Annotated in this window: 14 protein-coding genes; 6 read left to right on the plus strand and 8 right to left on the minus strand. The window is 41.6% G+C overall.

From position 1 onward, the window contains the following. The first annotated feature begins 21 nt into the window (after nucleotides 1-21). From A361_RS16880 to A361_RS16890, 3 genes are all read left to right on the plus strand, one after another. Entirely contained in the window at nucleotides 22-531 is a 510-nt protein-coding gene (locus A361_RS16880) for a hypothetical protein (RefSeq protein WP_019382360.1), read from the plus strand. Between the two features lie 129 nt (nucleotides 532-660). Beyond that, nucleotides 661-1,245 carry an RNA polymerase sigma factor gene (locus A361_RS16885; protein WP_009333743.1) on the plus strand — a complete coding sequence of 195 codons (585 nt, stop codon included), beginning with the start codon at nucleotides 661-663 and terminating at the stop codon, nucleotides 1,243-1,245. Then, nucleotides 1,235-1,984, plus strand: coding sequence for an anti-sigma factor (locus A361_RS16890; protein ID WP_009333742.1), 750 nt, complete (start codon nucleotides 1,235-1,237; stop codon nucleotides 1,982-1,984). The genes A361_RS16885 and A361_RS16890 overlap by 11 nt, the downstream gene beginning before the upstream one ends. Before the next feature lie 49 nt (nucleotides 1,985-2,033). Here the strand turns inward: A361_RS16890 and A361_RS16895 are convergent, their stop codons facing one another. The 3 genes from A361_RS16895 to A361_RS16905 form a co-directional block, all read right to left on the minus strand. Then, nucleotides 2,034-2,477 (minus strand): hypothetical protein, encoded by a 444-nt coding sequence (locus A361_RS16895; RefSeq protein WP_019382361.1) that lies wholly within the window; start codon nucleotides 2,475-2,477, stop codon nucleotides 2,034-2,036. 115 nt (nucleotides 2,478-2,592) lie between these two features. Next, on the minus strand, nucleotides 2,593-3,387 hold the full coding sequence (locus A361_RS16900) for an extracellular solute-binding protein (protein ID WP_019382362.1): 795 nt from the start codon (nucleotides 3,385-3,387) through the stop codon (nucleotides 2,593-2,595). Nucleotides 3,388-3,570: 183 nt separating this feature from the next. Beyond that, on the minus strand, nucleotides 3,571-4,962 hold the full coding sequence (locus A361_RS16905; protein ID WP_019382363.1) for a PLP-dependent aminotransferase family protein: 1,392 nt from the start codon (nucleotides 4,960-4,962) through the stop codon (nucleotides 3,571-3,573). A gap of 101 nt (nucleotides 4,963-5,063) precedes the next feature. On the opposite strand from A361_RS16905, the gene A361_RS16910 reads away from it, so the two are divergent. From A361_RS16910 to A361_RS16920, 3 genes are all read left to right on the plus strand, one after another. After that, nucleotides 5,064-5,993, plus strand: coding sequence for a DMT family transporter (locus tag A361_RS16910; RefSeq protein ID WP_009333738.1), 930 nt, complete (start codon nucleotides 5,064-5,066; stop codon nucleotides 5,991-5,993). A gap of 116 nt (nucleotides 5,994-6,109) precedes the next feature. Beyond that, entirely contained in the window at nucleotides 6,110-7,153 is a 1,044-nt protein-coding gene (locus A361_RS16915; protein WP_019382364.1) for a YeiH family protein, read from the plus strand. A 57-nt stretch (nucleotides 7,154-7,210) separates the two neighbouring features. Next, a complete protein-coding gene (locus A361_RS16920; protein WP_019382365.1) occupies nucleotides 7,211-8,098 on the plus strand; it encodes a selenium metabolism-associated LysR family transcriptional regulator in 888 nt (295 codons plus the stop codon). 656 nt (nucleotides 8,099-8,754) lie between these two features. Here the strand turns inward: A361_RS16920 and A361_RS16925 are convergent. From A361_RS16925 to xsc, 5 genes are all read right to left on the minus strand, one after another. Beyond that, nucleotides 8,755-10,242, minus strand: a complete 1,488-nt coding sequence (locus tag A361_RS16925; protein WP_019382717.1) for an APC family permease — start codon at nucleotides 10,240-10,242, stop codon at nucleotides 8,755-8,757. A 143-nt stretch (nucleotides 10,243-10,385) separates the two neighbouring features. Further along, on the minus strand, nucleotides 10,386-11,417 hold the full coding sequence (locus A361_RS16930; protein ID WP_236887899.1) for an amidohydrolase: 1,032 nt from the start codon (nucleotides 11,415-11,417) through the stop codon (nucleotides 10,386-10,388). Next, nucleotides 11,344-11,658 carry an amidohydrolase family protein gene (locus A361_RS30940; protein ID WP_019382715.1) on the minus strand — a complete coding sequence of 105 codons (315 nt, stop codon included), beginning with the start codon at nucleotides 11,656-11,658 and terminating at the stop codon, nucleotides 11,344-11,346. Before A361_RS30940 ends, A361_RS16930 begins: the two co-directional genes overlap by 74 nt. Before the next feature lie 16 nt (nucleotides 11,659-11,674). Beyond that, a complete protein-coding gene (locus A361_RS16935) occupies nucleotides 11,675-13,135 on the minus strand; it encodes a sodium:solute symporter family protein (RefSeq protein WP_019382714.1) in 1,461 nt (486 codons plus the stop codon). A gap of 277 nt (nucleotides 13,136-13,412) precedes the next feature. Further along, nucleotides 13,413-15,182, minus strand: a complete 1,770-nt coding sequence (xsc, locus tag A361_RS16940) for a sulfoacetaldehyde acetyltransferase (RefSeq protein ID WP_009333732.1) — start codon at nucleotides 15,180-15,182, stop codon at nucleotides 13,413-13,415. Nucleotides 15,183-15,199: the final 17 nt, after the last annotated feature.

A 15,199-nucleotide genomic window follows, 5' to 3' on the forward strand; every position in this document is an offset into this window, starting at 1 on the left:
AAAATAACGGAGGGATTAAACATGAAAACAAAAATTTATTTTTGGACAATTCTTTTAGCTGGCATACTTTTTGCAGGATGCAGCTCTCAGGAAAAACCAGAAAGCACAGGTACAAAAGAACAAGCACAAGAAACAACAACAGCGGTTAACAACGAGTCAGAAAAAGATCTTGCAGAATCGGATGCGAAACTTCAACTGATGGAAAACAAAAAAATTGGTAAATATCTTACAGATGCTAAAGGTATGGCACTTTACTTCTTTGCAACAGATCAGCCAAATACATCAAATTGCAGTGGAGATTGCCTTGAAAACTGGCCTGCTTTCTACTATGAAGATTTTGCCGTTCCGGAAGGATTTAATAAAGAAGACTTCGGAACGATTACTCGCGCTGACACTGGTGAGAAACAAACGACCTACAAGGGCTATCCGCTTTACTACTTCGTAAAGGACGGAGCATCTGGTGATGTAAAGGGACAAGGCGTCAAAGATGTTTGGTTTATTGTTAACAGCGAAACATCATTTGCACAATAATGGATACTGCCGAAGGAACTGCCTGGTTTATCGGCAGTTCTTTTTTTCCTCCCCCATCAAATTTTCCCGTCAATCTATGTTAACATCTATACTAAATAATTTCGTTTAACAAGGGAGCGATTTCCGTCAATGAAGTCTAAGTCAGATGAAGAACTAATAGAATTAATTGTTCAAAATCATCGGCCAGCACTTGAAGAGCTATATGACCGATATGTAAAGCTTATTTATAGCTTCTCCATAAAAATAACCAAAGGCGATACGGAAAAAACGAAAGAAATTGTTCAGCAGGTGTTCCTTCGGCTTTGGACGACAAAAAGCACCTATAATGCATCCCAAGGACAGTTTGTGAACTGGCTTCTCACCATAACTCGAAACATTTCCATAGATCTCATCCGTAAAGAACAAAAATATAAAGGAACGGTCCAATTGGAGCTTGAGGACTGGCAGCAAATGCAAGGTCTACCAGCTGATGATGTACAGCAGCAAGTTACCAGAAATCAGCTAAAACAGCAGATTCAAGAAGCAAAACGACATCTCTCTGAACCTCAGCAGCGCCTGATCAACTTATTATATTGGGAAGGGTACTCCTTAAGTGAAATTGCAGAACTTGAACAAAAGCCGCTGGGTACGATTAAAAGCCGCCTGCATCAGGCCTTAAAGAAACTGCGGAATAATTTCAGCGGGAAAATAGGAGGTGTTCGGCATGGAGAATAAATGTGATAATTTATCTTTATATATTATAAATGAACTTAATAACCAAGATAAAAAACAGTTCGAAGACCATCTGCTAAAATGCGCAAAATGCCAGCAGGAACTGAAATCTATACAAGAAACATGGCAAATGCTTTCTTATGATGTAGAAGAAACAGAGGTACCGGAATCATTGAAGTCACAAGTGATGGATTTTGTCTTTGAAGAAAATAAATTTCTTAAACACGAAGAAAAAATAGAAGCCGAACCGATTAGCTTTAAAGAACGAATTTTATCAGTTACCAAAAGGCATTTCTCACCCCTATCCACTGCTGTAACAGCTATTTTAATCATTTGTTTAATTGGGTTTTATTGGAACAGCCTTCAATTGAAAGATACTATTAAGTCATTAGAGAATAAAGCTGCTGATCCGACACAAATTGTTACGACTTATTCCTTAACAGGGCAAAGCTTAGCTGCTTCTGCAACCGGCAGCGCATACCTTCTTCAGGAAGGTACGGAAACAAGTCTTGTCATTGCCTTGAATAATATGCCTATTACGAAGGGTAATGAGGTTTACCAAGTATGGCTGTTAAAAAACGGAAACCGGCAAAGTGCTGGCACTTTGATACCTGATCAAAACGGCAGCGGACTTATCACCTACCGCCTGCCTCCAGAATATTCGTTTGAAGATATTGGGATTACATTGGAACCTAATCCGTTTAACACTCAGCCGCAAGGACAAAAAGTGCTGGGAACCTAATATAATGAAATAAACCTGCCCAATAAAATTTAGGGCAGGTTTAAACTCATTATTTTTCAGCTAATTTCTCATTAAATGACTCTAATTTTTCCTTTGTTTCGGTAACCAGATCTTTCATTTTTGCTGAGTCACCCTGATCTTTCTGAGATTCACTAATTAGCGGATATAAGCTCTTTTCAATACTTTCGTAGTCTTCTGGAAAATTCTCCTCCACTTTCTTCTCAATCTCATCCCAGTTTTCCTCAAGGTCTTTGCCCTTTTTTTGTATCAGTTCCGAGTTTTCCGCCTTATTTTCCAAATTAGCTTGTAAATCATCCAGAACCGCCATTACCTCATCACTGCCATTTAAAAGCTCATCAGCCATTTGTCCGTCTGCGTTGTTTGCTTTTTCGCTGTTTGCATTTTCCTGCTTCTCATTCTCTCCATTGGAACTGCAGCCCGCTGCCAATATAATAATCACCAAAATGGATATAAATGAAAGTATTTTTTTCATTTGATCCCTCCTCGCCCATTTCATTCCCTCTTGTATTCATATCAAACTTGATAAGAGGTCACAGCCTGTTGTTTTTCGATAGAAAAATAGGCATGTTTAATAGCAGCTTACTCACTTAGTTCCATCCCCATTTTTGAAAAATCTTATGGGCTGATTCCGTTTGCAGATACTCTATGAATTTTTTAGCCTCTTTTTTATGCTGCGAAGCTTTGGCAATAGCAATAGGTGTTCCTCTGTAAATCTTTTCATCTTCCGGCATTTGGATTAATTCTGTTTCCTCTTTCAAGCGATAATGCCAGGACTCATATGTGATCCATGCATCCAGCTTTGAATTAGTCTTCCAAAGATCAATGGCTTCAGCACTGGTTTTGACTGAAATATCCTTGTTTTGATTTAAACCAGCGATCAGGCCCTTTCTTCCTGCCAGGTCTTCCCAAAGACCAAGCTGGCCTGCACCGTTAACATCCACTATTTTAACTCCTGGCTTTGTTAAATCCTCTAGGGATTCTATTTTTTTGGGATTTCCTTTTCTTACCAGAATGCCAGCAGCACGAGTATACAGCTCTGTTCGTGATTTTTCGTCTATCATTCCAGGGTGGTTAAAAACAAAGCTTTGCATCATATACTCTGAACCTCCGTAAATCAGGTCAGCATCCTCCTTTGCCTGCTGAATCCAATTGGATTCCGGTCCAGCCGTTACGTTCACCCTGATACCTGTTTCAGCTGAAAACTTTTCTGCAGCCTCCTTTATCGGGCCCAAAGGACCACCTGGACCATAAACTTGAACAGCTTCAGTCTGTGCGGCTTCAACTGAAGAATTTGCCGGCTCTGCGGAATTCGAAAATGCCGTAAAACCCGCTGCACCTGCCATAACAAATAGACAAACCATCAGGAAAGAAAACTTTTTCATTCAAGAAAACCTCCATCTAATTTTTCAGGCTAAGCCTGTTATAAATGGAAACGTACTGAATGGACAAACAGTTCGCTTTACTTGGTAAAATGAGCATTAATAACTACTTTAAAAATCCTGCAACTGTTCTCCACATTATGGGTTTTGATAATCTACGAATGCTAAATCACCATTTTTCAGGTTTTACAATTCAAACCATGCCCTGGCCAATACCCTTATAGCTTCAAATAACTCTTCTTCAGATAGTAAGGCAAAACCAAGCAATACAGTGTGACCGTCATTTTCTCCAAATTGAGATACAGGATAAATTTTTATTCCTGCCTCTAAGGCTTTCCTGATCAGCTGTTGTTCATTCATTTCATTATTCGGCCGAAGTAATATGTGCAAACCTGAGTCCTGTCCGATTACTTCAGAACCTGGTGGAAAATACTTCGATATGGCAGCAATTAGGATATCTCTTTTCTTTCGATAAACGACCCTCATTTTCTGGATATGCTTATCCCAGTAGTCCTCCTGAAGAAATTTTATTAAAATCTCCTGATCTGTCCGGGAAACAGTTTGCGCATAAAAGAAATAATCTTCCTGATAAATCTTCAGCAAAGGTCTTGGAAGGACCATATAACTAATCCTTAGAGAGGGAAGCAGGGCTTTCGAGAATGTGCCCATATAAATTACTTTTTCATCCTTATCCAATCCCTGCAGGGCAGGAATCGGCTTGCCCGTGTAGCGGAATTCACTGTCATAGTCATCTTCAATGATATAACGTCCAGGTTTTTCCTTTGCCCATTTTAAAAGCTGCATCCTTCTGGCAATAGGCATAATCATTCCGCAAGGGAATTGGTGAGATGGAGTGACAAAGACGATGTTTGCTCCTGACTTTTTCAGCTTTGATAAAACAAGTCCATCTTGATCGAGAGGAATGTCCCTCACATTGTCCATTCCTTTTTCAAAGATGATGAGCTTGCGGTGATATCCCGGATTTTCAACAGCAAAAGTACTTCCATCCAGCAGCTGTAATAACGTTTTCATTAAATATTGTGTTCCAGATCCAAGAATGATATGGCTTGGGGAACAATTTACACCCCTGGATTTATAGAGATACTTCGCGATCTGGTTCCGCAGCTCCTGCTCGCCTTGAGGATGGCCAAGCATTAGAACCTCGCCATTATCCCTTGTCAGGACTTGATTTGTTAATTTCCGGAACACAGAAAATGGGAACGTCCTGATATCCACCCCGGAATGAGTAAAATGATACATGAACTTACCCTCTATATGCTGCTTTTCTTCAGCGAGAGGCTCTTCATTTTCTGAAGCAAAATGATATTGTTCAACTTCACACACAAAATATCCTTTGCGTGCCTTCGATTCGATGTATCCTTCAGCCATAAGCTGTTCATATGCAGATTCAATTGTATTCTCACTAACCTGAAGATAACGGGCAAATTTCCTTTTGGATGGGAGCTTTGCATTTACCGCCAGATTGCCTGTCTTAATTTCGTTTTTAATATATTTATATAATTGCACATATAGTGGCTCACCGCTTGTAAAGTTTAGATTTGGCGTTAACTCGGACATTAATCTGGCCCCCTTCTATAATAAAAATCTGACCCTTCTAACAACACCAGTTATTATCTATAATACATGATAATTACATATATAGTAAGGAGACATACAACATGAGCAATTCACGCAGGCTGGGACTGGCCATGATTATAAGCGGTGCTTCTTTGTGGGGATTATCTGGTCCAATGCTCCAGTGGTTTTTTCAGGAGACCCACTTATCATCAAGCGATTATTTAGTTATCAGATTGATTGCGGCAGGCATTTTCACGCTCATTTTCTTATCATGCCGAAAAGTAAATGTATTTGCGATATGGAAACATCCCCGCCACTGGATACAGCTACTTCTTTTTGCTGTTTTGGGGATGCTTGGAGGGCAATATGCTTTTATTGAAACCATTCAGGTGAGCAATGCCGTTACAGCCACCCTGTTTCAATTTGCTGGTCCGGTGCTGATCACGATTTATGTGGCAATCGAGTCCAGAAGATGGCCATCCAAGACCCATTTGCTGGCCATTGTCACCGCTTTATCAGGAATTTTTCTGCTTATTACCAATGGATCTCTGGACCAAATTCTCTTGACAGATAAGGCTTTATGGATCGGATTTTTAACTGCGCTGGGATTTGCCTTTTATACATTGCAGCCTGTTTCCCTCATTAAGACCTGGGGAACGATGACAATCATAGGCTGGGGAATGCTGCTTGGCGGAATCGTCCTATATTTACTGATGCCATCATTCAGCTTTGCCAGCATGGCAGTTGCCCTTAATATTGGTACATTATCTATGTTGATTGCCATTATTGTGATCAGCACCCTCTCCTTTTTGTTCTATATAGGAAGTCTGAAGTATCTTTCCCCCACAGAAACCAGTCTTTTATCCAGTATTGAGCCGCTTGTGGCAGCTTTGATATCCTTCCTGTGGCTAAAAGAAACCTTCGGAAGCTATCAACTGCTCGGCGGTGTTTTCATCATTGCTGGAGTACTTTTCCTATCAATGAAAGAAAAAGAAGAGGAAGTCATGATTTTGCAGCAAAAAGGGGCTTAAGCGATACCATTTTGAATCATTAAGAAATCCAATAAGCCTTATTAAACAATCGGTGAAGCGGTTTTCCTTTCCTATGATACGGTTAAGGTATCAAATGAACGAAAGGGGAACTTTCTGTGGAAGCACAAAAAATTCAAGAATATGTAATAGAAGAACCTAAAAAAAAACAAAAGGCTATCGGGTTTGCGAAAGGATTATTGCTGACCCTCATCCTTGCGGTTCTGGCTGGCCAAATTGCCAATCTTCCCTTTTTCTCCATTCTCGGAATCATGATCCTCTCCATTCTGATGGGAGGCATTTGGGGAAATACGCTATCTGTACCTGCGGACGCTCATTCAGGTATTCAGTTTTCAAGCAAGGTACTGCTTCGTGCAGGGATTATTTTACTGGGCTTTAGGCTGAATTTGCAGGAAATTATATCAGCAGGTTTTTCAATCATGATCATCGATGTTGTGGTCATCGTCTTTACCATGAGTTTCATCCTGCTTTTGGGCAAAGCGTTCAGAATCAATAAGAAATTGTCAGCTTTGCTTGCTGCAGGTACTGCTATTTGCGGAGCGGCAGCCATTATTGCGATTGCGCCTATTGTCAAAAGTAAGGAAGAGCAAACCGCAGTTGCAGTTTCATGCATAGCGGTTTTAGGAACCATTGGGGCCATTTTGTATATTGTTTTATTTCCCTTGCTGCCTATTAGCGAGCAGGAATATGGTGTATTAGCCGGCGCAACACTGCACGAACTTGCCCATGTAGTGGCGGCAGGTGTTCCAGGCGGAGATGCCAGCAGTGACTCTGCCATACTGGTTAAACTCGGAAGAGTCTTATTGCTGATACCAGTTGCCCTTATTATCAGTTTTGTTTACAGCAGAAAAAACACCGGCAAAAGCCGGAATATAGGGAAGCTGCCAATCCCATGGTTTATTTTTGGATTTCTGCTTACCAGCCTGATCAATACTCTTTTCTCCATCCCCGGCAGCATCATCAGCATCTTCTTATTGCTTAGCACCTACCTCCTCGCAATGGGAATGGCAGGGCTTGGGCTTAATATTAAATGGAAAGACTTCGTGAAAGTAGGCTTTAAACCAGTGGCTGTTGCCATAGCAGGCTTTCTGGGTCTTCTTGCCATAACCCCTCTGCTGCTCCTGCTATATAAAATTTTTTAAATGTCCCTCTATCGATTACAATAGAGAGGGAAGTTACAGGATTGAAGGAGAATACTTATGAACCTCGACTATTTGAAAGTATTTTATGTCACCGCAAATAATAAAAGCTTTTCCCAGACTGCGAAGGATCTTCACCTCTCTCAATCAAGTGTCAGCCTTCAAATCAAACAACTCGAAGAACAGTGGGATTGTCAGCTCTTTGAACGGACAACCAAAAAAATCTCGCTGACTCCTGCAGGCGAAATCCTTTATCATAAAGTCAAAAAGCTGATAGCTTTAATGAATGAAACTGAAAATGAACTTGAAGAACTAAAGGGAAGTGTACATGGGGACTTAAAGGTCGGAGCCAGCTTAACCATCGGGGAGCATGTCCTCCCCTTTTTATTAGCCGACTTTTCGAGTCTTTATCCAAAAGTCAGCCTGCATTTAAATGTATACAACTCCAGGCATATCGTTGAGAAGCTGTTAAATCATGAAATCAATTTAGGATTCATTGAATCCATGCTCTCCTACCCAGCCTTTAAACAAGTTCCATTTGCCAAAGATGAGTTGATTATCATAGCCTCTCCTGAAAATAAATTCATTAAGACGGACAATATAACCATCGAGGAGCTGCTCTCAGTTCCTATTATTATCCGTGAAAAAGGATCAGGAACAAGGCAAGTGATGGAGGATTCCTTTAGAAGATGCCATGTAGATGCATCTAAATTGAATGTCATTATGGAACTGAAACACACCGAAGCCATAAAATCCTGTGTAGAAGCAGGATTAGGAATTTCCATCATCTCAAAATCTGCTGTAAAAAAAGAACTTCGGCTCGGTACTTTAAAGCAATTAAATATAGACGGAATTACAATGCAGCGGGACTTTTACATGATCTATCATGAGGAAGCCCTGAAACATACCAGCAGGAAGCTGATGGAATTTATATCATCAAGACAATAAAGACATTGGCAGGATTATAGTAGAGCTGCAGGCTGGGTAGTTAAGTTTTTGTGATTAAACTTTATAAATAACAATTTGCCCCAATCACTTAATGATTGGGGCTATACTTATTCCTGTATGAACTTGTTCTTTCTTCGGACACAAACAGATTATTTCCGGTTCTTCCTGTCTGAACTCGCCCCTTCTTCGGACAAAAGCAGGCTATTTCTCGTTCTTCCTGTCTGAACCTTCCCCGTCTTCGGACACAAACAGGCTATTTCCGGTTCTCCTTGTCTGAACCTGCCTCTTCTTCGGACAAAAGCAGTCTATTTCTCGTTCTTCCTGTCTGAACCTGCCCCGTCTTCGGACACAAACAGTCTATTTCTCGTTCTTCCTGTCTGAACCTGCCCCGTCTTCGGACACAAACAGTCTATTTCTCGTTCTTCCTGTCTGAACCTGCCCCGTCTTCGGACACAAACAGGTTATTTCTCGTTCTTCCTGTCTGAACCTGCCCCGTCTTCGGACACAAACAGGCTATTTCCGGTCTCTCCTGTCTTAATCCGCCCGTCTTCGCACTAGAATTGGAATCCAGCTCTTGCCCAAAACTTCATACCCTGTTAATTGACAGACCAATTTACGGCAGTTTAATAGATTTATCAGCGGCTGACCTTAAGCACTTAAGCATCTATTTTGATACTAACCTGGGTATCAGTGTCAGTCTTATCCTCCTTCCCAATTTTCTCTGTACTCCCTAAAATATAATAATCAAGTGTACTTTTAGGTATTTGATTATATTCTTTCCTTTTATATAGATAGAAAGCTAATCCTAATACTGTCCAAACAAGTAAGGCGATCAGTGAAGGTGCTCCAAGTGCTGATGGAGACCCAGGAATGAGCAGCAATCCAAGAAATGAAAGACCGCTTAGTGCACCTATCAGAGCAACCAGTTTTTTGCCGGGTGAGACCATTTTTCCATCGGCTGCTTCTGTCCAGCTGAATAGCTTATAGGCTGTGAAACAAGTATAAAAGTAGGCAATGGTTACTCCTGTTGCTGACATGTCAACAATCCATAATAGGACGGGACGCCCAAACCATGGGGCAAACAGACACACGGCACATGTGAACAGAACTCCTGCATATGGGGTGCCATGCTTCGGATGAAGCCTGGAAAATACTTTAGGAACTACTTTAGCTCTCCCCATCGCAAACAATAAACGGCTGGAAGATACATAGAATCCGTTAAGCCCTGTGAATACACCCATACAAAGGGAGATTGCGAGCAGAAGCACTCCGAAGGCACCTAAAGTATCAGAGATGACATCACCTGTCCCCCAAATCGGCTTTCCGGCAACAAGGTTTTGCCATGGCATTGCCACTGCTGTTGCAATAATCATAAAGGAGTATAAGATACAGGCTACAATTAACGAATATATGATAAGCATGAATGCCTTCTTAGGAGGAAAATTAAACTCTTCAGCCGCCTGCGGAATGTTATCAAAACCAACGTATGCCCATGGAGCAATAGCGATGATTGCGATGATTCCAGTTAGGGCAGGAATCTCGGGCTTAAAAAAAGGCTGAAGATTTGACAGATCTGAAGATGGACTTAATAACATACTTAAGGTAAGCAGAAACACACCGGCAACAAGGATAATACAGAATATATATTGGAGTTTACCAGATATGGAAGCACCCTTTATATTAAAATAGGCAAAGATCAGGAGTGCTGCTGTCGCTATTGCTACTTCACCCAGATAAACCTGCCAGCCGCCTATTTCATATAACAAACCGATATTTGTAAACGAGGGAAGCATAAACTTTCCGAGCAAGGCCAATGCAGATGCATTCAGGGCGACAATACAAATATAGCCAAGAGTCAGAAACCATCCGCAAATAAAAGCATGATTCCTCCCAAACCCGATATATGCATAAGCAAATTCTCCGCCGGAAACAGGATACTTTTCAATTAAAACCCCATAACTGACAGCAATCACCATCATTAATAAAGCACCAATGGTTAACCCGATCACCGCACCAATCGGCCCTGCTTTCCCCATCCATTCAGTTGGCAGAATAAATGCTCCCCAGCCAATGGCAGAACCAAGCGCGATAGCCCACACCCATTGCGGCTTAAACGTTTTTTCCAGCTGTACCCTTTCTTCCATGTTTTCCCCTCCATTATTAAGGCTTCTCTCAAATCTATTAAGGACTGCGTAATCTTGTTGAGCTAATGCCTCATCCTTAAACGGAGCAAAAGCTGACCCCTGGCTTTTGCTTCAGTATTAAGGAGTTTTTCAATAGTGGTTATCTATGAATGAATATAAGCTTTTTCTGTATTCTCCCACACAACCTTACCGGAAATAATCGTCGCCAAGATAGGAATATCTTTTAATTCCATTGCTGGACAAGTTAGAGGATCGGCCTCCAGGACAACAAAATCTCCTCTTTTTCCTTTTTCAATGGTGCCAGCAGAATCTTCTTCAAAGTTCAGAGCTGCCCCGTAAGATGTCATCGCTTTTAAAGCTTCCAGAACATCAATTTTTTGATCATCTCCAAGCACTTCACCTTCTAAAGTGATGCGGTTCACAGCCGCCCATATGGAAAACAGGGGCGAAATTGGGGTAATAGGACAATCAGAATGCAGTGTGAACAGCAAATTGCGGTCAACCGCATCAGCCAAAGGATTAATTCTAGCCGCTCTCTTTTCACCCAGGAATATTCTGCGGTGCCGATCTCCCCAATAGTAAACATGATTGATGAAAAACGAAGCTGCTACACCTAATCTTTGCATGGCATCAAGGTCTTCACTGCCGGCAGTCTGTACATGTTCAATCCGATGCCTGTGGTCTTCCATCGGACTTTTTGACAAAACATAATCGAAAGCCTCAAGGATAGATCCGATTGCCCGATCTCCATTTCCATGAATCGCAATCCTAAATCCTCTCTTATGGAGATCCAGCATTTCTTCTGCAAATTTGTTTTGATCATGCAGCAGCTCACCATATACAGATTCATCACAATGATAGGGTTTGCGGAGTGCACCTGTAAGTCCCTGGATGGATCCATCCTGAAATAATTTGGCACTATCCAGTGAAGCTCTGTTTTTAGTGCGTCTTTTTAATTCAAGATCCAGCTGATCTGCAGTATAACCGGAAAAAGCACTTCCCTCTCTTAAAAGATGATGCAAGATCATTAGCCGCATATTCATCGGATTCTTTCCTGAATTAATGGCCGCTATATGCGCATTTAATTCCTCTATTCCTCTGTCAAGGCCCACACCGGCATCTGTACATGTGGTGATCCCCTGAGATTTTATTCCGTGGGGATCTGCAATCAACATAATTCAGCATTTGGCCGTACATTAATAAATGACTATGAGTGTCTATAAAACCAGGAAGCAGCGCAGCCCCTTTTAAATCCAGGATCTCAATATCAGGACCGTCTGGAACTTCCGTACGATGCGGCTCGTTTTTATTCCAAATTTTTTCGATGATGCCATTTCTGACAAGCAGTGATTTTGCCTTAGTATTATGTGGATCAAGCGTGATGATATTTGCATTTTTTATGATAAGGATACTCACCCTTATCCCTCCTTATTTAGACAGCTTTGTTTTCTGCTGAATCGATAGCGTCTATCTTTCTATTTGCTGAAGGAAGGTCTTCCCAGTAAACAGCTATTACATTTTCTGATGATGAATGTTTTGTCCAGAGACTAATTATGACAAGCGAACAAAAAGAGATGATAAAGCCAGGTATGGTCTGATCTATTCCTGTATGGAGAAGAGGCCATAGAATGGTCGTGAAACAAGCAAGAAGCATGCTGGAAATGACAGCGGTGTTGGTTGTCCTTTTCCAAAACATAATAGCCAGAAACGGAAACACCAGAGTGGTTGCTGACAGCCTGAGTGCCCATTGATACATACTGACTATATCTGTTAATGCAAAGGCAACTGCCAGTGATAATACCGATATAATCACTACACTCAAGCGGGAAACAAACATCATTTGCTTTTCTGTTGCATTGGGATTTAATAGCCGGTGATACAAATCCTGAGTAATATTAGAGCTTCCCTGTAAAATGAAGGAGTCTGCACCTGTCATAAGTGCTGATAGGAGTCCGATCAGAATAATGCCGCCAATATACGGAGGAAGCATTTCCACGGTTACATAGGAGAAAATTAAATCTGGGTGAATATCGGCTGGCACAAATTGCCTTGCCATAATTCCTATACTATAAGGAAGCACAGAAATACATAAAGTAATGGCATAACCGGTTAAGCCTGCTTTAATGGCGATATCTTCTGTCTTAGAAGCAAAGATCCGCTGCCATGTAGATTGCCAGACCAAGTAGAACGGAGCCACAGAAAGAGCAAAAAGCAGTACATCCCCAAGGCCATTCGCACCAAGCGGAGTCAAAAAATCTCTCGGCGTGTTACTGAGAATGTGTTCCATTCCTCCGCCAAATTGCAAGGCGGCATATGCAAGCATAACAATCCCTGCAATCAGAATTACGCTTTGAATGGCATCCGTTACAATTGTCGCTACTAAGCCGCCCAAAATCGTAAAGCCGAGAATCAAAATAAAAGACAGCACAATTCCAGTTTTCACATTCATATTAAAAGCAATGCTGAATACGGTACTCATCCCTACAATCTGCAGGGCAGTAGTGGGTACTGAGTAAATGAAAGCAGATAACACTGATGGAATGATACCGGTTTTTGATCCAAATCTTTCACTAAATAGGTCCGCCAGTGTATATAATCTCTGTCTTCTTAATGGACGGCTAAAGAAGAAGATCAAGAGCATACTGACAAGCATGGCTGGTAAAGCAAATTTAAAAAATCCCGATACGCCCATTGTGAATCCCATTCCAATCCAGCCAATAAAAACAGCAGCGCCGCAATTCGTGCTGATGATTGTGCCGACAATATTCCAAAAACCCATATTCCAGCCTGCAATTAAATAACTGTCTGAGGTTTTTATTTTTGTAAAATAATAGATTCCAATTGCAAACATGAATATGAAATACGCCAAAATGTATCCAAAATACCAGCCCATCGACTGCCCCCTTTATTTTTTCTTAATATTCTGTAAATTATTGACAGTAATATCTTTTATTTGGATTCCACTATATTGGTCACTTCCCTATGATTATAGGTCAGATTTAGGATTTATCGGTCATTTTTTATTTTAATCGGCCATCTTTTCTAATATATCGGTCAGTCCGCGTCATAGGAACTTTCTAACATCAGCATAATAACGATCTCTTCAAACTCGTAAGCTTTCCTTTAAAAAGGAGCTTAATCAAAAATCTATTAAGCTCCTTCCATTTTACCTACCAGTTTTTATGATCCAGGTGAGCATATTTCGGCAGAAGGCGAGTCGGCATCTTTAACGCATCTTTGCGGAATGGAGGTGCCAATTGCGTGCCATCCACCTGAATATCAATGACTGTCGGTTTATTGGATTTTATAGCCTGGAGAATGGCTGGCCCTACATCCTCAGGTTTATCTACACTAATTCCTTGTGCCCCCATGGACCTTGCTACCTCTGCAAAGTCGGGATTCTGGATATCTGCTCCTACAAAGCGATTATTATAGAAATCTACTTGGTTCTTCTTTTCTGCACACCAGGCATTGTTATTAAAAACACATGCCACTACTGGAATGTTTTCCTCTACAGCCGTACTTACTTCATGCAGGCTCATTCCCCATGCGCCATCCCCTACGATGGCCACTACAGGGCTATTCGGATTTGCAAGCTTAGCGCCTAATGCTGAAGGATAGGCAAAGCCTGTATTCCCAAATGTTAAGGCTGCCACATGCTGGCGGCCGGAATTGAATTTTAAATAGGCATTTGCGGTAGAAGATACATTCCCGATATCTGTAGTAACAATCGCGTTTTCCGGAAGGACCTTAGTAAGCTCCAGGAGCGCCCTGCGCGGATTGATTGGATTTCCTTCCACCATGGCCAGATCCACAAGTTCTTTTTCCCATTGCTCTTTTTCATTTGTGACTCTTGCCATTCTTTCAGAATTGAATTGCTTACTTGGTACTTTTTCTTTTAGCCGTTTTGCGATTTCAACAGAAGCTGCTTTTGCATCTCCAATGATCCCAATTTCTACTGGATGGGTCCTGGCGATATTGCGTGGATTGATATCAATTTGGATAATCTTTGCGTTTTTCGGAAAATAATCAATGTCATAGCATGGCAATGTTCCAAATACAGATAATCTAGTACCGATAGCCAGCACCACATCTGCATCCTTTAATGTGTTCATAGCTGCTTTTGACCCCATATATCCAATAGGTCCTACCGCTAAAGGTTCATTTGCCGGGAAAGCATCATTATGCATATATGAAACAGCTACAGGAATCGTTAAGTGATCGGCAATTTCCTTCACTGCCTCTATTCCATCTGAATCCACTACTCCCCTGCCGGAAATGATGACTGGGTTCTTGGCAGAAGCAATCAAATCCACAGCCTGATCAATCTGCTCTAATGATCCGCAGCCCCTATTATCAACACGATATTGATGCGGTTCAAGAATGACATCTTCTACTTCCCCATAAAAATAGTCCCGCGGAATATCAAAGAGCACTGGACCTCTCTCTGCGTAAGCGATTCTAAAGGCAGTCCTCAGGCAATCTGCCACACGCCCCGGATGTGTGACCCGAACGGTTTCCTTTGTAATTGCTTTAAAAACTGAAACCTGATCACACTCCTGGAAACCGTCCCATCCGACTGTAGGTGTTCCCGCTGATGGAGAAATAACGACCATAGGGGTGTGTGCCTGATTCGCAGCGGCAACAGATGTTACCATATTGGTGATTCCTGGCCCATTTTGGCCAATCACTACTCCTGCAATTCCGCTAACTCGAGTATAGGCATCTTCCATGTGGGCAGCGCTTTGCTCATGCCGCACACCGATGAAGCGGATCCCGGCAGTTGGAAGCAAGTCTAATAGATCCATAAATGCCGATCCCAAAATCCCGGAAATATGTGTGACACCTTCCTTGACCAAAGTTTCTACAATAGCCTCACTTGGTGTCATTTTCACCTTTTTTGTTTTGATTTCTGCTAATTCTTTTTCTGCTTTTGCCATTACGAGCACTCCCTTTC

It is taken from the genome of Cytobacillus oceanisediminis 2691, from assembly GCF_000294775.2.
GTDB lineage: Bacteria > Bacillota > Bacilli > Bacillales > Cytobacillaceae > Cytobacillus > Cytobacillus pseudoceanisediminis.